This window comes from uncultured Thiohalocapsa sp., from assembly GCF_913062725.1.
In the GTDB taxonomy this organism is placed as follows: Bacteria; Pseudomonadota; Gammaproteobacteria; order Chromatiales; family Chromatiaceae; genus Thiohalocapsa.
The window spans coordinates 1-17,769 of record NZ_CAJXWY010000072.1 but is presented as its reverse complement, the minus strand read 5'-3'; the positions used below and the strand labels follow the sequence as shown (position 1 = coordinate 17,769).

Annotated in this window: 18 protein-coding genes; 12 read left to right on the top strand and 6 right to left on the bottom strand. The window is 62.7% G+C overall.

Annotated features, from left to right (window positions below; all coding sequences use genetic code 11):
- On the bottom strand, window positions 1-450 hold a 450-nt coding region (locus QZ588_RS15730; protein ID WP_295543890.1), incomplete at its 3' end, for an NAD(P)H-dependent oxidoreductase subunit E.
- Between the two features lie 145 nt (window positions 451-595).
- On the opposite strand from QZ588_RS15730, the gene QZ588_RS15725 reads away from it, so the two are divergent.
- The 9 genes from QZ588_RS15725 to QZ588_RS15685 all read left to right on the top strand — a co-directional run bounded on the left by QZ588_RS15725 (window position 596) and on the right by QZ588_RS15685 (window position 8,198).
- Window positions 596-1,000: an AbrB/MazE/SpoVT family DNA-binding domain-containing protein gene (locus tag QZ588_RS15725; RefSeq protein WP_366929589.1), complete on the top strand. Its 405-nt coding sequence runs from the start codon at window positions 596-598 to the stop codon at window positions 998-1,000.
- Window positions 997-1,386 carry a type II toxin-antitoxin system VapC family toxin gene (locus QZ588_RS15720; protein ID WP_295543889.1) on the top strand — a complete coding sequence of 130 codons (390 nt, stop codon included), beginning with the start codon at window positions 997-999 and terminating at the stop codon, window positions 1,384-1,386. The genes QZ588_RS15725 and QZ588_RS15720 overlap by 4 nt, the downstream gene beginning before the upstream one ends.
- Before the next feature lie 140 nt (window positions 1,387-1,526).
- The gene (locus QZ588_RS15715; protein ID WP_295543888.1) at window positions 1,527-1,760 is read left to right on the top strand and encodes a hypothetical protein; all 234 of its coding nucleotides are present in this window, start codon (window positions 1,527-1,529) and stop codon (window positions 1,758-1,760) included.
- Entirely contained in the window at window positions 1,699-2,529 is an 831-nt protein-coding gene (locus tag QZ588_RS15710; RefSeq protein ID WP_295543887.1) for a glycosyltransferase, read from the top strand. The genes QZ588_RS15715 and QZ588_RS15710 overlap by 62 nt, the downstream gene beginning before the upstream one ends.
- 261 nt (window positions 2,530-2,790) lie before the next feature.
- Window positions 2,791-3,792 carry a DUF72 domain-containing protein gene (locus tag QZ588_RS15705; RefSeq protein ID WP_295543886.1) on the top strand — a complete coding sequence of 334 codons (1,002 nt, stop codon included), beginning with the start codon at window positions 2,791-2,793 and terminating at the stop codon, window positions 3,790-3,792.
- A 255-nt stretch (window positions 3,793-4,047) separates the two neighbouring features.
- On the top strand, window positions 4,048-5,163 hold the full coding sequence (locus QZ588_RS15700) for a hypothetical protein (RefSeq protein WP_295543885.1): 1,116 nt from the start codon (window positions 4,048-4,050) through the stop codon (window positions 5,161-5,163).
- 79 nt (window positions 5,164-5,242) lie between these two features.
- Window positions 5,243-5,938 (top strand): sulfotransferase family 2 domain-containing protein, encoded by a 696-nt coding sequence (locus QZ588_RS15695; protein WP_366929588.1) that lies wholly within the window; start codon window positions 5,243-5,245, stop codon window positions 5,936-5,938.
- Complete coding sequence (locus QZ588_RS15690) at window positions 5,935-7,506, top strand: hypothetical protein (protein ID WP_295543884.1); 1,572 nt, start codon at window positions 5,935-5,937, stop codon at window positions 7,504-7,506. The genes QZ588_RS15695 and QZ588_RS15690 overlap by 4 nt, the downstream gene beginning before the upstream one ends.
- Before the next feature lie 29 nt (window positions 7,507-7,535).
- Entirely contained in the window at window positions 7,536-8,198 is a 663-nt protein-coding gene (locus QZ588_RS15685; protein ID WP_295543883.1) for a hypothetical protein, read from the top strand.
- Window positions 8,199-8,250: 52 nt separating this feature from the next.
- Here QZ588_RS15685 and QZ588_RS15680 read toward each other — a convergent pair whose 3' ends face one another.
- Both QZ588_RS15680 and cbiB read right to left on the bottom strand, forming a co-directional pair.
- Window positions 8,251-9,417, bottom strand: coding sequence for a glycosyltransferase family 1 protein (locus tag QZ588_RS15680; protein ID WP_366929587.1), 1,167 nt, complete (start codon window positions 9,415-9,417; stop codon window positions 8,251-8,253).
- Between the two features lie 351 nt (window positions 9,418-9,768).
- Window positions 9,769-10,719 carry an adenosylcobinamide-phosphate synthase CbiB gene (gene cbiB / locus QZ588_RS15675; RefSeq protein WP_295543881.1) on the bottom strand — a complete coding sequence of 317 codons (951 nt, stop codon included), beginning with the start codon at window positions 10,717-10,719 and terminating at the stop codon, window positions 9,769-9,771.
- 92 nt (window positions 10,720-10,811) lie between these two features.
- Here cbiB and QZ588_RS15670 point away from each other — a divergent pair, with 92 nt between their 5' ends.
- Window positions 10,812-12,650: an adenosylcobalamin-dependent ribonucleoside-diphosphate reductase gene (locus tag QZ588_RS15670; protein WP_295543880.1), complete on the top strand. Its 1,839-nt coding sequence runs from the start codon at window positions 10,812-10,814 to the stop codon at window positions 12,648-12,650.
- Between the two features lie 112 nt (window positions 12,651-12,762).
- Here QZ588_RS15670 and QZ588_RS15665 read toward each other — a convergent pair whose 3' ends face one another.
- From QZ588_RS15665 to QZ588_RS15655, 3 genes are all read right to left on the bottom strand, one after another.
- Window positions 12,763-13,722, bottom strand: coding sequence for a calcium/sodium antiporter (locus tag QZ588_RS15665; RefSeq protein ID WP_366929586.1), 960 nt, complete (start codon window positions 13,720-13,722; stop codon window positions 12,763-12,765).
- Window positions 13,723-13,849: 127 nt separating this feature from the next.
- Window positions 13,850-14,242, bottom strand: coding sequence for a septal ring lytic transglycosylase RlpA family protein (locus tag QZ588_RS15660; RefSeq protein ID WP_295543879.1), 393 nt, complete (start codon window positions 14,240-14,242; stop codon window positions 13,850-13,852).
- A gap of 170 nt (window positions 14,243-14,412) precedes the next feature.
- On the bottom strand, window positions 14,413-14,985 hold the full coding sequence (locus QZ588_RS15655) for a YqiA/YcfP family alpha/beta fold hydrolase (protein ID WP_295543878.1): 573 nt from the start codon (window positions 14,983-14,985) through the stop codon (window positions 14,413-14,415).
- Window positions 14,986-15,162: 177 nt separating this feature from the next.
- Here QZ588_RS15655 and QZ588_RS15650 point away from each other — a divergent pair, with 177 nt between their 5' ends.
- Window positions 15,163-16,176 carry a WYL domain-containing protein gene (locus tag QZ588_RS15650; RefSeq protein WP_295543877.1) on the top strand — a complete coding sequence of 338 codons (1,014 nt, stop codon included), beginning with the start codon at window positions 15,163-15,165 and terminating at the stop codon, window positions 16,174-16,176.
- A gap of 376 nt (window positions 16,177-16,552) precedes the next feature.
- On the top strand, window positions 16,553-17,653 hold the full coding sequence (locus tag QZ588_RS15645; RefSeq protein WP_295543876.1) for a sulfotransferase: 1,101 nt from the start codon (window positions 16,553-16,555) through the stop codon (window positions 17,651-17,653).
- Window positions 17,654-17,769 lie beyond the last annotated feature (116 nt).

The following is a 17,769-nucleotide window of genomic DNA, read 5'->3' as shown; positions in this document are numbered from 1 at the left end:
GCCGTTCACCAGCGCGGCGGGGCCCTGATCGCACATGCCGGTGCAGGACGTAACATCCACGCTCACCCGGCCGTCGGCCCGCGGCACGCCGGGCCGCACACCCAGGGCGTCGCACAGCTGGGTCATCAGCGCCGCATTGCCCAGCATGCGGTCGGTGATGTTGTCGCTGAACAGGATGTCGAACCGCCCGCGGGGGGTGAGGTGCAAAAAGGCGTAGAAGTCCACGGCGGCGAGGATCTGGGCGCGGGTGACGCCGAGCGCTTGCACCAGCCGGTCGATGGCCGCCGCCGGCACGTGGGAAAAGGCCTGCTGCTGGGCAATCAAATGTTGCAAGACGCTCTCGGGGCCGCGGCCCAGGGCCGCCAGCGAGCCGCGCAGCACCCGCTCGATGCGGGCCGGGTCCACGCGTGCACCGCCCTGCGCCGCCGCCACACCCGAAGCACCGCTCATGGAACCTCCCGCACAAGGCAGACGCACGCCGCAGAACCTCAACGAATGGTCATCCGGCGCAAAACCCTAGGTTGAGTATAGTCGGGGTCTCAGGGGGCTGTGACGCTGGAAACCGTGCCAGAGTGGGCCAGTGCGCGCGCCAGCGATGCACCATCAGGCAGAGCAGCGACAACAGGGCCAGCACCGGCGTGGTGCGGGCGATGGCGAGATCGCTCCACTGACGCTGGGTCTCGACGCCAAGATTAAAGAAAACTCTATGCCACAAGAGGCATCAATGGCCACGCTAAGTAACGAAATCCAAATAGGACCCCAAGGGCGCTTGGTGGTGCCGTCTGCGTTGCGACGAGAGCTTGGGCTTCATCCCGGCGATCGGCTGTTGGTGCGCGTGAAAGACGGCGCATTGATTCTGGAGCCGCGCCAAGTAGTGGAGCGGCGCTTGAGAGAACGCTTTCGACAAGTCGATCCTCATGTCAGCCTGGCGGATGCCTTGATCACGGAGCGCCGCGCGGAAGCTGCGCGAGAAACGGTACCGGAAAGGGGCCCGGAGTGACCGCATCACCTCATGTGATCGATGCCTCCGCCTTATTGGCATATCTGCACGATGAACCGGGCGGCTCGCGAGTGAGGGATTGTCTTGACGGGGCGCTCATTACCAGTGTCAATCTTTGTGAGGTAGTACAAAAAGCCCAGCAGTTTGGGGCCGATACGACGGGCCTTGACGAGGATCTGACCGAGTTGGGAATCCGGATTGAGCCATTCAGCGTGCGGCACGCCTTGATTGCGGCTGAACTCTGGCAAATCACCCGTGTCAGTGGACTTTCGCTGGCGGACCGCGCATGCCTGGTGCTCGCGGTGGAACAGGAAGCGCCGGTACTCACGGCCGACCGGGTATGGGAAGCTCTGGACTTGCCAGTCGTTGTTGAGGTGATTCGCTAGCAGCATGACGCTGTTTGATGCTGAATCTTGGCGACACATGCTCATTGCAAATCATGTGCTGTAGCATGTGGATGACGCCAAGGCATCCAGAGAGCTGAGCCGAATTCTGTGTCCGAACGGAGTCCGAGACCATCAAAGCCATGACTGGCTCGAAGTCTGAGCGTATTCAAAAGCCACAGCCAACTGATGGCCCCAAACAATGTCAGCCGGACATTCGCCTCGCCAAAGAGATGATGGGCGGGAGTCGACCATTGCGCTGGAACGAGGCCTCAGGTCGACGATTGAGTATTTTGAACAGTTGCTGGAGAAAAAATGAAATACAAACTAAAGAAAATACTCCAATTGGTGAAAAAACAAAAGTTGAAACTCACTGAGACGCCTTTTCAGGTTTTGCATGACAGGAAGCCGTTAGAAATTGGCCGAAAACAGTCGATACCAAAAGTTGTATTTCAGACTTTCAAAACCAACTTAATAGGAAAAAGGCATTATAAAGAAATTCAGAAATTTCGATCGTTAAATCCTTCTTTAAATTTTAAATTTTTTGACGAAAGCGCTCGCAATGAATGGATGCGAGAAAATTATCAGGGTACAGCAATCTTTGAAATTTATCATAAGTTAAAATACAATCCGGGCAAAGCAGATATATGGCGTTATTGTGTGCTATATAAAAACGGAGGGTATTATTTCGATATTTCGAAAGGCTGCTCTATACCACTTCAGGATTTGCATGACCCTGAGTCTGAAGCTTTAATATCTTTTGAGAATAACGCGTTACATTACCCGCCTCCCAAAGACTCATTTAGTCTTTTATTACACCCGGAAAAGTATATATTGTGTTGGGGGTTTGGTTTTGTTCAAAATCATCCTATTTTAAAGTCAGTTATTGAAAGCATTGAAGATGACTATGAGCTTTATAGGTCAAAGGAGTTTGTTGTCCCTAAAGACGGAATTTTAATGTTTACAGCCACTGGTCGTTTTACTAAAATAGTTAGATCGGAACTATCCAAGAATCCCGCCATGAATATGAAGCAAGCCGGCATCGATTTTAATGGGAATGGTATCTTTTTTATGAAAGGCTCCGAGGCGCGCTATTTATTGTCTCCTGCCTACGCAGAGTTTCGAAATTCAATTATTGTAGAGTGAAAAATTGAACTCTGCAATTCTTTTACTTATCTTTAACTCGACTTTGGCCATTTTCGCCGAGCGTGCTGGTGCCCGGAGGGTGGCCCCTGCGAGGGCAGTCGACGGCTGAGCGCTTGCTCGATCAGCTTGCCGCGACGGCCTAAAGGGCCGAAAAGTGCCAAAGCCGAGATTTTTATTCAACAGATAGAACCCCAGATGTCCACCGGCGCAATGCCTAGCCCGTCGCTGGCGCGCCGCGGACGCCATCCCCACCTTGCGGGGATGAGCCAGCTCAGCCTCTTCGACGACGAGCCCGCGCAGCCGGCGGCAACCACCGCCGGCGCGCCCCCTGGAGCGCCGACGGTGACGCCCGCCCCGCCGTCGTCCGAGCTCGCGGTGCTGGCGCGGGGACTGCCATCGGGGCTGCGGCTCGGTACCTCCAGCTGGTCGTTTCCCGGCTGGGCAGGGCTGGTCTACGGCGGGCCCGCCCCCACGGCCGTGCTTTCCCGTGACGGCCTGCGGGCCTATGCCCGTCACCCGCTGCTCACCACCGTGGGCGTGGACAGCGGCTTCTACGCCCCGTTGGACGCCGACCGTCTGGCCCGCTGGGCGGCGCAGGTGCCGGTGGACTTTCGCTTCCTGGTGAAGGCCCCGGCGGCGGTCACCCAGCGCCATCAGCGCGGGGGCGACGGCCGATGGCGGCACAATCCGGAGTTCCTGAGCCCGGACATCGCGCTGCGCCAGGCCGTGGAGCCCTATCGGCGGGGCCTCGGCGAGCGCGCCGGGGTGCTGCTGTTGCAGTTCCCGCCCCAGGGCGGTCGCACGCATCCGCGCCGCTTCGCCGAGGACCTCTACCGCTTCCTGAAGCGGTTACCCCCGGGCCCCGTCTACGCGGTGGAGGTCCGCGATGCCCACCTGCTCACGGCGGACTTCGCCGCCGCCCTGCACCACGGCGGCGCGGTGCCATCCCTGGCCGCCCATCCGCGCCTGCCCCCGCTCTCGGCGCAGGCGTCGCTGTTGCAGGACGCCGCCCAGGGCCCGCTGGTGCTCCGTTGGCTGCTGCGCCGCAACCGTGGCTACGAAGAAGCCCGCGAGCGCTACGGCCCCTTCAGCCAGCTCGCCGAGCCGGATCCGGACACCCGCGCCGCCATTCGCGCCCTGGCCGCCGCGGCGCTGGCCCGCGGTCGGGAGGTTTTCATCATCGTCAACAACAAGGCCGAGGGCTCGTCGCCGTTGAGCATCGCGGCGCTGGCGCGCACGCTGACGGATGTCCACCCGGCATAGCTAGTCTTGTGCGCTCGCGACATTGGTGCTTTGTGCGACGGCGGATGGGGGCGCCTGCGACGGGGATACGCTGGGGCAGCCTGGCGCTGGCGCGTGTCAACCGCGTCTCCTTGTTCTGCGCCCCCAGCCGCACGATGCGCGTCTGCCCGGTCGTCGGCTCGGGGCAGCTCCGGGCGCCGATATGCCTGGCTACGCCTTGGCGCCTCAACTAACCTAGGCGGCTGCCGCTTGAGAGCAGCTTGACATATAGACCCTGTGACTATTAACGTCCAAAGAGTCATCGATAGATTTCATGAGTTTTCCCTGCCCGTCGCCTTGGTCGCGCGCAGCTTCGCTCCTCCGAAGGCCAAGGCGCTGACACAGATCGGACTACTCGGCATCGTCGCGTCGGCTTTGAACGCCGCGGGCTACCTGGCCCTCATGCCACTAATCGGCTTTGCTACCCAGGACAGCACAGCGCTCGCCCTCGGGCCTTGGTCCATCCCGGCCAACGATACCCTGCTGTGGCTGTTGATCGGTGTCATCGTGGTACTTATGGTCGCTGCATTGCAGCTCGACTATCTGAGATACCAACTCGCATTGCGGCTCGTGCGCGGCACCGCGAGCGCCGCCGCAGTGCGGGGACTGGAAACGATTAGAGGCCTACGACACCGCAAGCTTCGGCGTCTGGCAGCACACGATGTTTTGGGCCCGGTGGCCTTTGCCTGTGGCATCCTGATGCGGCAGTTGGCCACCGCGCTCTCCGACCTCCTGGAGTTGCTGGTCTTTCTCAGCGTGCTATTGTGGCTGAGTCCGGCATTTACAGCACTTTTCCTAGTCGGCGCAGTGCTCGCCGCCCTGCTCTACGCCCGCTCACTCGGCTCGGTGACCGGGGCGATCCGTAACTCCCAAGCCCTGGCCTCCCGCGCCCGCGAGGAGATCAACGCGCTAGCCGCGGATCTCGACGCCGATCAGCCGGACTCCGATCGAACAATCCGCATAAATGATCGGGTGCGGGCCATGCTAAGGACAGGCCCGGTTGCTGACTCGATGGAAAACAAGCTGCATATCCGCCGCGAAATGAAGCGTGGCCCGATGCTCGTCGAGTACCTGTTTCCAGTCGCGCTCGTCGTTTTCCCCCTCCTGATGCTGATCGCCGCAGATCCGGATACTAGACTCAGCACGCTATTGGCGCCAACCGTCACCTATCTCCTTCTGCTACGCAAGGCGATAGGGCTACTTCAGCGACTCGCGGACCAGTTCATGCTCATTGGTCGCATCCATCCACTCCTGCAATGTTATGCGGACCTGCAGCAGAGCTCATCGACGCCCCGCTGCCCCTTCGCCAGGAAGTCAGGGACTACCGCAGAAGATACGACGGATGCACCCTGAAATCGCTTATTCTCACAGGCATCCGGATGTGGCATCCCCCGCCCCGCGCCACGCGCTTGACGTTCGAAGGTAGACGCCATTGTTGATCAGCCATCGCTATCGATTCATCTTCATGAAGACCGCAAAGACTGCCGGTACTTCGGTGGAGTGCTATTTCGAGCCATATTGCATGGCACCCGATGATGCCAAGGCCGCGTTTGAGCGGGATAGCAAGCGCGCCTACATCTCGAAGCACGGTATCATCGGCGCTCGCGCCAGTCGCGGGCGCGAGCGAAGTGGATGGGTGGCGCACATGCCGGCGACTAAGATTCGTGAGCGCCTCGGCGAAGACGTCTGGACCAACTACTTTCGATTCGCGACGATCCGCAACCCTTATGATATCGCCGTTTCCGCCTACTTCTTCCAGAAGTACCGCCGACGAGCGCCCGTCGCCGATCCGGCCACCGAGCGCGTGGCATTCGAAGCCTGGCTCGCTGGCGACAAGCCGCCCGATAATCGCAACAAATTCATGATTGGACAGCAATACTGTCTCTCTGATGTGATTCGCTTCGAATCTCTGCTACCCGATCTGGAACGCATCTGCTCAACACTTGGAGTCGCCTTCGAGCCTGAGCGACTCGGTAAGGAAAAATCGCAAATACGCCCCGCTTGGGCGACCATCGATATGATGTACACAGATTCCAGCCGAGCCAGTGTCGCAGAACGCTACGCACTCGAGCTCGAGCGCTTTGGCTATGGCTTCCCCGAGACCCTCGCGGGTGCCGAGACCCAATGATCTATCTCTGTTACGGTATTCAAAAGTCGGGCAGCACCCTAGCCTTTGAGCTGACCCGGGCATTGCTGCAATCCCTTGGGCAACCGCAGGAGCGATTGCAGATCCCGTTGATCGGGGACGACAGGAAGGTCAACTTCCTGTCGAGTCGCAAAATCCGTGATCTCGATCGCGACAGCGTTCAGGTCATCGAAAAAATTCTGCCATCCCCCCGAATTATCACCTTTAAGACACACGGCGCACCCCATGATGCAATCCGAGAGCTGGCCGCAGAAGGTCGGATCATGGGACAGGCAAATTTCCGTGATCCGCGTGACAATCTCCTCTCACTGCTTGACGCGGGTCAGCGTGCACGCCAACGCGGTCGGGGCGCCTTCCAGAATATCCAGAGCTGGCAAGCGGCATTTGATAGTCACAGAGCGCAGCTTGCCCGCTTTGAAGAATGGATGCGCCTGCCTGGCTTCATTGGCACCCACTATGAAGAGGTTGCGTTCCGCAGCGAGAGCTTCTTGCGCCGAGTCGCAACGCAACTGCAGCTTTCGCTACCAGACGATCTGGACTTGACCCAGCTCGCCGAACAGGTCAAAGCGACTGCCTTTACGCAGTACAACAAAGCCATCAGGCGTCGCCATCGCGACGAGCTCACGATCAACCAAACCCTATTTCTGCTTCAGCGCTTTGGTTCGCACATCGAGCAATACATGGCTGAAGATCTGGACGCCGTCGACCATGCGCTACTCCACGCATCGCGTCAGCTCCCGCCGATGGCATTGGATATCCTGCAGGAATTCGTAGGACAGGGCCCCCCACTGTCGCCTGCCAAAAACAAACGGATGCCCGCTATTTCGACGCGCATGACGGATTTTTTTGCACGCAATCTGCTGGTCCACACGCATCTGGAGAAGACGGCGGGCTCAACGCTTGTGCACTTGCTGAAGGGCATCTTGAATCCGCAACTCGTGATCGATCTGCGCAAGCAGGATGCCGAACGGCCAGGCGAACTTGCGCCGGCCAAGCGCGAGCTGATCCAACTCTTAACCGGCCATTTTCATTTCGCACAATGGGATCGGTGCTTCGACCGCCGTTGTATCTACCTGGCGGCGGTGCGCGAGCCCTTCGAGCGCTTCCGGAGCTTTCACGCCTTCGTTAGCACGCGACCGGGCCACCCTGCTTACCGACTGATCGGTCAGCGCTCGCTGCGCGAGGCGGTGGAGGCAACGCTGCGGGAGCGTCACCCCTGCGCGACAGACTACCTGGCACGGTACCTCGGCGCCGCGGGCGGATGGCGCCGGTTCGCACGAGTGCGGACGCATCTGGAAAAGCGCTACGTTGCGGTCGTCCCGCATCAACAGGTCACGCGTCTCGTTGCCAGCCTGGCGAGCGCACTGGATGCGAAACAGCCAACCGGCGCCAGTCGCAATGTCGGTGCATCTCATGACGCATGCGATGACGGCCGAGAGCTGTTCATCCGGGCCAACCGATTGGACTACCAAATCTTCGATTACGTCAACGATCGATGTGAGCACTGGCTCGCGGATTTTTCCGCCCGGCTCGAGGTGATGTCGGGATGAGCCGACTATCGAGCAGAATGACTACTCGCTTGCTGAAGCTTTGGCCGGCCCGGACTCGGCGCACCTTCGTCGTGCTCGGCTGTCCGCGGGGCGGGACCAGTCTATTGGCCGGCGCGCTGAGCGCGGCGGGTGTTTATATGGGACACTACCAAACGCTGCAATACGAAGATCCCGCGTTCAAGATACCGCCGCACCAAGCGTGTGAGGCGCGCGAGCGGTTGACGCGGACTATTCTTTCGCGAAACCTGACCCGCCGTTATTGGGGATGGAAATTCCCGAACGCTATTTACTACATCGAACGGGTCCTCCCTCTGCTGATCAATCCCTGCTTCTTGTTCGTGTATCGCGACCCCCACGAGATCGCTCGCTCTTCTGCCCGTCACGATGGACGCGATTGGGCGGCGCAGGGCGAGCGTCTGCTCCAGGTTGCCATCAACCATACCGCCAAGGTTCGTCGGTTCCAGGCGTCGCTGAGCCCGCCGTATCACGTATTCCAGGTCGAGGCGATCCAGGCGGACCCCAGGGCGTTCGCCGAGCAAATGGTCCGCGTCCTGCACCCAATGTCTGCGGAGCGGGAGAGGATCATGCGCTTCGTAATGCCCGAAGGCGGCTATCACGCGCATGGGGCCGTGAGACGAGTTCGCATCGGGAATTTTGCACGAACAAGCCCACGGTCGATGCGGCAGAGGTAAATCCCGGTCTGGCAAACACAACGCAGCAAGGCCTGGCGATTACGGAGTCGCGTTAGCTCGCATCGAACCCATAGCGGCTGTAAACGGCGGCCATGCGCTCAGCGAACCGCGCCTGGGAAAATGCTCCGGCGACGCGATGGCCTCTTGCGGTCAGCTCCATACAGAGAGCATCGTCTTCGCTAATGCGCTGGATACCGGTCGCCAGTTGCTCACTGTCGTAGGGATCCACCGTCAGGCTACCCGATGAGAACAGTTCACCGAGACTGCTGTTGTTCGATGTGAGCACGGGTGTGCCAAGCAACATGGCCTCGAGCGGTGGCAGGCCGAAGCCTTCGTACAGGGAGGGCATCAGCACCGCGCGAGCCGTCTGTATCAATTCGGTCAGCATTGGCCTGGATACATGTCCCAGTCGCAGCAGTCTCGCCCCCGACTGCAAGGGATCGAAGCCGTTGCCAATATCAAGGGGCGAAACAAAGGGTATGCGCTTGATCATCTCATCGGATGCGTCGGTCACCGGGCCGACCAGGACCAACGGCATGGTCACGCCGGAATCCAGATAAGCATGAAGCAGGCGGTCGATGTTCTTGCGTGGCTCCAATACACCGGCGAACAGCAGAAAGCCTCTTTTACGCAGACCATACCGACGTGCCAGCCGCCCCGCGCCCGCCTCTGGGTTCTTGGCAGCATCAATCAGATCCTCTTCAGCGGCCTGATAGGTGTTGATGACACGCTCTGGCGCAACATCCAGCAGCTCGATGATATCGGCCCTGGACGTCTCGGAGACGGTCAGGATGCCGTCAGCCTCGCGCGCGATCTTGCGGCAAACAGATAGATACTCGCGTTTGATGTCCTTTGTGGTGTAAGGCAGCTTCAGTGGCAAGAGATCGTGCAGGGTGTAGAAGTTAACGGCACCGCGCACACGCGCGGGGATTGGCATCGTCCAGTGCATGATGTCCGGTGGCTCTGGAAGCTCCACCTGCAGCCAGCGTCCGCTGCTTTGAAAGGTCAGGCGGGCGCAAAAATGCAGGTCGCGGGCATTGAAGAGGGCGCCGGTCGGTGGGAGACGAGCCATGCGAGATGTTGGGATAATCCGCCCGGTACGGTCGATCTGCATCGCTTCGAGCCGCGCAGTGAGCGCGCTGCGAAGCGAGCGAGCCAATCGCGCCAAGCGCGCCCGTCGACGATCTTTGCGAAATGGCTTGTAGCCCGCGGTGTCCATGAGCTGGATCTCCCGCAGCAATGGGTCCTTACTCCCGACATCGTGATGCCCATACAGCACACATATCTCGTGCCCCAGTTGACGGCCGGTCTTGACCAGATTGTTTGTATAAGTCGAGATACCCGTCCCGTTTCGTAGGGCCAAATTATGTCCGTCGATACATACCCGCATACAGATTGGTCTCGTGTTATGTCGAAACGTGTCGACCTCGCCGCCGACGGTCGTCTTCCGGGTTATTGTATCAATAGTACCAACGCCAGCCGTCGGCCAACGTGTAGCCGGAAAGCCGAATGCGATGGCTATCGGTGGGGATACTGGGTAGGACCTGACGACGGCCCGGTGCGCCCGGCACTAACCCTGTGCCAGCAGAAACACTGCCACCGCCACCAGCAGTGCCAATCCGCCCGCCACGCCCACCAGCCGCAGGGCGCTGCGCAGGTGGCGGCCATCCAGGTCGGCGGGCCAGGCGGGGTCGCCCATCCAGGGCTTCGGCTGCCACGCGCCGTGGTAGCTGACGGGGCCGGCGAGGCGCACCCCGAGCGCGCCGGCGGCGGCGGCCTCGCTCCAGCCGGAGTTCGGGCTCGACAAGGCCCCATGCCAGCGCCGGGCAGCGGGCCACACCCGGCGCCAGTGCAGACCCGTCAGGGCGGCGGCGGCGGCCAGCAGCGGCACCGAGAGCCGCGCCGGCAGCCAGTGCAGCAGGTCGTCGGTGCGCGCCGCGGCCCAACCGAAGCGCCGATAGCGCTCGGTGCGATAGCCCACCATGGAGTCCAGGCTGGAGATGGCCTTGGCGATGATGATCCCGGGCAGCCCGAAGAGCGCCAGCGCCCACAGCGGCGTGAGCACGCCGTCGGTGAGATTCTCGGTGAGGCTTTCGATGGTGGCGCGCACCACCCCACCCCGGTCCAATGCGTCCGTATCCCGGCTCACCAGCCAGCGCAGCTGCGCGCGCGCCGCCGGCAGGTCATCCAGCACTGCCAGCACGCGACGCCCATGGTCCAACAAATCTCTGGTGCACAGCAGGCTGTAGGCGATGTACAGATCCCAGAGCCAGGCGAGCGCCGGATGCAGTGCGGCGAGGCTCAGGTGCACCAGCCACCAGACAGCGAGGGCTCCGAGGGTCACGACCAGCCCGTGCACCGCTCCGGCTAGCCGGTGGTTCCAGCCCCGCGCAAAGCATTGACGCTCCAGCGCGATGCTGGCGTGCCCCAGGAGGCGGATGGGATGCAGCGGATAGTTCGGATCGCCGAGCAGCGCATCCAGCAGCACCGCCGCCAGCAAGAGGGCGAATTGGGCTTCCATGAACGCTGGACCGGTCGGCGATGTCGGTTGTCGTGGGTTGGGTGACGGCGGTGTGCGGCGGCAAATGCTTGGAGGCCGAGTATAGTCCTGTCATGGGCACCGCGAACATGCAGCCGCAGCAGATCACCGTCGATGTCCTGCGGGAGAAATATGCGCGCCCCGGCGAGGCCGATGCCGAGGCGATCCGCCGCCGCGTGGCCCGGGCACTGGCGGCCGGTGAGGCCGATGCACAGACCTGGGCGGCGCGTTTTCTGGCGGTGCAGCAGCGCGGCTTCATCCCCGCCGGGCGGATCAATGCGGTGGCGGGCACCGCGCTGCGGGCCACCCAGATCAACTGCTTCGTCCAGCCCGTGGGGGACAGCATCGCCGGCGCCGAGGATGGGCGTCCGGGGATCTACCCCGCCTTGCAGCAGGCGGCCGAAACCCTGCGCCGCGGCGGCGGTGTCGGCTACGACTTCTCGGCCATCCGTCCCGCGGGCGCCTTGGTTCACAGCACCCAGTCGCGCGCCAGCGGGCCCGTGTCGTACATGCGCCTGTTCGATCGCTCCTGCGAGACCATCGAGTCAGCGGGTGCGCGGCGCGGCGCGCAGATGGGCATCCTGCGGGTGGATCACCCCGACATCCAGGCCTTCGTCGCGGCCAAGGACAAGCCCGGGGAACTGACCAACTTCAACCTGTCGGTGGCCGCCGGCGATGCCTTCATGCGGGCGGTGGCTGCCGGCGACCATATCGAGCTGGTGCATCCCGCCGAGCCCTTTGGCGACCGGCGCGGCGCCGACAGCCACCGGCGTGCCGACGGTCTCTGGGTCTACCGGCGTGTATCCGCCCGGCGGCTGTTCGCGCAGATCGCCACGCGCAGCTGGCGCCATGGCGATCCCGGCATGCTGTTCATCGACACCGTCCGCCGCGAGAACAATCTGCGCGCGCACGAAGACATCGTCGCCACCAATCCCTGCGCCGAGCAGCCGCTCCCCGCCTACGGCTGCTGCTGTCTCGGCGCCATCGATCTGACCCGCCTGGTGCAGGCGCCCTTCACGCCGGACGCGCGCTTCGACTTGACGGGCCTGGCCGCACTGGTGCCGGATGCGGTGCGCATGCTGGACCTGGTGCTGAGCCAGACGCGCTGGCCGCTGGCGCAACAGGCCCGGGAGGCGCACGCCAAGCGGCGCATCGGGCTCGGCGTGACCGGTCTGGGCGACTGCCTGATCATGCTGGGCCAGCGCTACGACAGCGCGGCCGCACGTCGCACCGCCGCCGCCATCGTCCGCTGCCTGCGCGACGCCGCCTACGCGGCCTCGGTGGCACTGGCGCAGGAGAAGGGGCCGTTTCCCCTGTTCGACGCCGAGACGCTGCTGCGCGCCCCCTTCATCCGGCGGCTGCCGACGCGGCTGCGGGCGCTGATCCGCGCCCATGGCCTGCGCAACAGCCATCTGCTCGCCATCGCGCCCACCGGCAGCATCTCGCTGGCCTTTACGGACAATGTCAGCAGCGGCATCGAGCCGGCCTACGCCTGGCGTTACGTCCGGCAACGCCGCCTCGCCGGCGATGACAGCAAAACCTACCAGCTGCAGGATCACGCCTATCGGCTGTTTCGCGCCCGCTTCGGGGCCGAGGCGCCGTTGAGCGACGCGTTCGTCTCAGCACTGCAGATCGATGCGACGGCACAGATGGCCATGCTGGCGGCGCTGACGCCGTACATCGATGCGGGAATCAGCAAAACGGTGAATCTGCGCCCTGAGACCACCCCCGCGGAGATCCGGGCGCTGTACTTCGATGCCTGGCGCGCCGGGCTCAAGTCCCTGTCCACCTTCAGAGCCGGCAGCGCGCGCACGGGCATCTTGCACACCGACACGGCCGACGCCGACCCGGCCGGCGCCGCCACCGGGCCGGTCGCCGCCTCCGGCTGCGGCCCGCATGCCCGCTGTGACTGACTGCGCGGCCAAGCCGTCACGCACGGCCGGCTGATGACCCCCGCTCGCGTGCCGACGGGCCTTGGCTCGCCGTGGCCCCGGCCGGGCCAGCCGCCGCGCGGGCGCATGCCGTTCACGCGCCCAGCACCGATCGCACCAGCCAGGCGTTGTAGGCGACGAATGCCAGCAGCAGCAGCACACCTTCGATGCGGTTGATACGGCCCTGTCCGCGCAAACCGTAGCCCATGACGAACAGCGCGGCGAACAGGGCCATCATCACCGGCCAGTCGCGGGTCAGCACTTCCGGCGCCATCGACGGCATGGGCGCGATGACACCGGCGATGCCCACCACCGCCAGCAGGTTGAACATATTGGAGCCGACCACGTTGCCGATGGCGATGTCGTGCTCGCCCTTGCGCGCCGCCACCACCGAGGCCGCCAGCTCCGGCAGCGAGGTGCCCAGCGCCACAATGGTAAGGCCGATGATCAGGTCACTGACGCCGAGCACCTCGGCGATGGTCACGGCGCCCCAGACCAGGGTTCGGGAGCTGACGATCAGCAGCACCAGGCCCAGCACCAGCCAGAAGATCGCCCGGCCCAGGGTCATGGCATGACCTTCCAGCTCGTGCACGGTTTCCGTTTCGAGCGCATCACCGTGACCACGCAGCGCCGCCATTACCGACCAGCCGATGAGCCCGAAGAAGCCCGCCAGCAACAACAGCGACTCCGTGCGCGTGAGGGCGTCGTCCCAGAGCATCAGCCCCACGCCGAGGCCGATACCGAACAGCAGCGGCAGTTCGCGGCGGATGATTTTGGAGTGCACCGCGATGGGCGCCACCAGCGCCGTGACGCCGAGCACCAGGCCGGTGTTGACGATATTGGAGCCAAGTGCGTTACCGAGGGCCAGATCGGGGTTGCCGTCCAGCGCCGCCATCGCCGAGACCACCATCTCCGGGGCCGAGGTGCCGAAGCCGACGACCACCATGCCGATCAACAGCGAGGGCATGCCCGCATGCCCGGCGGTGGCCGCCGCCCCCTCCACGAACCGGTCCGCACTCCATACCAGCAGCGCAAAGCCGCCCAAGATGGCCAATATCGCCGTCACCACACCCACCGCAACTGCCCCCGATCGCCGCTGGCTCAACAATCCGACACGGTAACCGGGAACAGCGCGCGTGGGAACCGGCGCTTGGGACTTCGCCGGCGAGCAGCCGCCGCCGTCAGGCGCCGCGCCCGCTCGCCAGGCTCAACACCTCGACCTCCACCGGCGTGATGCCGCGCCGGATAATGCCGAGCGCCTGGGCCGCGCGCCGCGAGAGATCAATGATGCGCCCCTGGATGAACGGACCACGGTCGTTCACACGCACCACAATGCTCTTGCCGGTGTGCGTGTCCGTCACACGCACGCGGCTGCCGAGGGGCAGGCTCTTGTGCGCGGCACTCATCTTGCCCTTGTCGTAAATCTGGCCGCTGGCGGTGGGATTGCCGTGCAGGCTGTCGTGATAGTAGGACGCGATACCCCGCTCGACGGCACCGGGGTGCGAGGCGACCGTGGGCGCAGCCAGCAGTAACAAAGACGCCGCGGCGGCGGCCGAGCCAAGAAGCTTGATCATGTTGGGACCCTTGCGAAGACGCCGTGCCCGCAAGCAACCGTGGCCGCCGGCAGACGGACGACGACGTCATTGCGAGACCAGCGTGATGACACCTGATCGCGCAAGTATACGGGAAAACCCGCATTAGGGAAACCCCTAAGCTCCCGGGTCCGCCAACGGCCCCCCTGCGCTCAGCGCACCACGCTGGCGATGAAGTCCGCCAGCAGATCCGCATAATCATCGATATTCGCCAGCGCATGACCGCCGCGCGGTAATTTGACGAACCGACTACGACCGCAAAGTCGCCGTGTCTCCTCCGCGTCGACGACATCATCATCCGCCGCCGCAATGATCAGTCCAGGCACTTCGCTATCGAGCCATCGATCTTCGAAGGGCAGATACGCGCTGGCATTGCTGTCGCTCCACGCGAAGGTGGCATCGACATCGAAGCGCTGCAGTGTGCCGGTCGTTCGGGCAAGGGTTTGCGACGGGTGCAGCGCTGGATTCAAGGCCACCCATGGACAGTCCAGTTGCACGCCGAAATAGCGAGCCCAAAAGCCGCCCAGGCTCGTGCCCACCAATAGGTCTGGGAATGCTGAGCGCCGCACGGTCGTATACAACGCGTTCAGGTAATCCGCCGACCGGTAATTTCCCCCGGTGTCCAGACATCGCACCTGATGCCCCAGTTCCCGCAATAGCGCCACCTTCGGACTCTGCGGCTTTGGACCACTGGCGAAGCCGTGCAGATAAAAAATATGACCCATCAGGTCTCCCTTTGCATATGCCAATTGAATAACAAGTGATGACTGCTGCACTGCTCAGGCCGTTTCGGGCTCCCACGACGTGAAACGGCCAAAAGCGCTTTACGTCGATGCGCATGGACATCGAAGCACAAAAACAGGACAAGACATGTCGCTACTGTTTCGTGTAAACTCAAGCCCATGGCCGCCGCCTACCAGACCCGCATCCAACGGCTGCGCCGCCTCGAGGCGCTACTGCCGCAACCCGGCACTGCGCCCGCCCAGTGCCTGACCGGCACGCGACTGCTCGAGATCCTCGGCGAGGTCTACGGCGACGGCTCCCCCGACGCACGTCGCCGGGCGCTGCAGCGGGATCTGATGACACTGGTCAAGGACGGGCGCATCGAGGCGGTCAACCCCGGCGGCAAGCCCCTGCGCTACCGTCGTGTCCTCGATTGCATCGACGATGATGCGCTGATCTGGGAATACACCTTACATCAGGTGCACGACCTCATCGCCGAGGCCATCCCCCAACGCCAGCTCAATCGTCTGTGGGAACGCCTGCTGCACGAGCTCGACGAGCCACTGCTCAGCCAACAACAGCTGCGCGTGGTGCCCGACAACCTGCGCCTGCGCCCGGTGGAGCTCTATCCCACGGTGCTGCAGGCGGTCATCAGCGCGCTGGCCAAGCAGCTTGCGCTCAAAGTCACGTACCGCAACGCCGAGGGAAAGCGCAGTCGCCCGATCCTGCATCCGCAGGCACTGATCCAACGTGGACCCATTCCCTATCTCATCGCACTCAAGAACAACGAAGACCAGCCTCGACTGTACGCGCTGCATCGATTCATTCGTGCCGAGGTGGATGAGTCGCGCACGGCACGTGCAGCGGAGGGCTTCGACCTCGATCAGGCCATCGCCGACGGCTTGGTGGATTTTGGCCAGGGCACGCTCATCGACCTCACCATCCGCGTGCGCGGCTACCTCACGCCCGTGCTGCTGGCCTGCCCGTTCAACGACACACAAACAACACACGACGAGCCCGAAGACTCGCCCTTCAGTCTCAGTGTCAGCGCACGCCTGCCGCAGACCGGACAACTGCTGCGCTGGCTGCTCGGCGCCGGCGACAACCTGGAGGTGGTCGCGCCCGACGAGCTACGCAACATCGTCGCCGCGCAAGCCCGGAAAATGCAAGACCTCTACACCTCCGGTACCTGAACACCCCGATCCGGCAGCCAAAGATGCTCGCTGCAACGCCACCGTCAAGGCGATGCCACATCCTGATAGGCCGCGAGCAAGCGCATGCCGAGCTGATCCGTCAAGCCAGCGCTGAAGGTGCCTGCGCGCATCGCCATACGCGGTGCTACACCCACCTGCCCGCCGCAACGCGCCGCTGCCAACTACCGGGTACGGTCCACCCAGGCACACGCCGGCGGTCATTATTGGCACACCCCGACGCGCCTTGACCGCTCGCCGGGCCTTCGTTAATCTCACCGCCGGCGATGTATCAGACGCACGCAGCGGGCGAAGGCGCTACTTGCCGCCCGTTCGCCTCCTCAGCAAAGCGCCGTTAGGCACGAGGAGACGGTCGGTTTTGTCACTTGTAGATGATCTGCTCGTGCAGGTGCGTGCTAGCTTGAGAGCTAAGGCACCCGCGGAGGCCATCGAATTGCTCCGCGCAGCCGTGAACGCAGCGCCAAAAAATATTTCGGCACGTGTTCAATTAGCGCGGCTGCTGGACCAGACCCGCCAAGCGGGTGATCTTGAGGCGGAGATCGACGCGATCCTCGACGGTCCTGTCCAAGAACAGCGGGCCGACCCGAATTCCGTCAACCAACTCCTCAAAGCAATCCACTACGCATCCTCCGAAGAAGACCGCAATCATCGTCTTCTGGCCGTACTCGCCTGGATAGATAGCTCGACTCCCCGTACCCGTCACGAGGCCACGCTACTTCGCGTCTCACATGCCGGCATTCTGTTGGGGTTGTGGCAGCGTGACGCGTTCGCGGAAACCGTGCGCGGCCTGAAGGCTGGTCATACCAATCAACCAGCAGTGCTGTGTGTCCAAGATGCCGCCGCTCGGTGGAGCGCTCCGACCTTTCCGGACCGGGCTGCACCCAAGGTGTTTGTCATCGGGCTGAGTCGCACTGGAACGTTGTCCATGCACTGGGCGCTGGCCCGCCTCGGCTACCGAAGTCAGCACTACACAAATACTCTGACGAAAGACCTTCTGAGGCTGCGGGACATGGATCTCTTCGATGCCTGCGGAGACATTTCCGTAACGGCGCGATTCGAGACTCTCTACGCGCGGTTCCCAAACGCACGCTTCATTCAGACGACACGACCGCAGGCGTCCTGGATACGTTCCGTGCAGAGACACTATCTCGTGCACTCGGGAGTGCGTATGCCGAATGAACTACTCGAGCGAGGCCGCGATCGACGTTATGGAGGTCGAGTAGGTCAGATCCACAAGCAACTGTATGCAGACCACATCACTTGGGATGCCGCCTACGATGCCCACGAGGCTCGCGTTGCATCATTCTTCAATGACAAGCCAGCGGACAAACTCCTGCGGTTTTCAGTTTTCGATGGCCACGGATGGGGCGAGCTGTGTGCCTTCCTCGACCAGCCGACACCCGACAGCGCGTTTCCCCACAAGAATATTGGACAAGCCGGGCAAGCGACGACGACATGAGCTCAAAGCGTCCGTCAATACAAGATGATGCACCGCCTTTTCTGCGATGCGCGAATACCCTCATGGAGGACGGTGAACTCGACGCAGCGGAGGCCGTCTTCCGCGTCGTTCGCGAT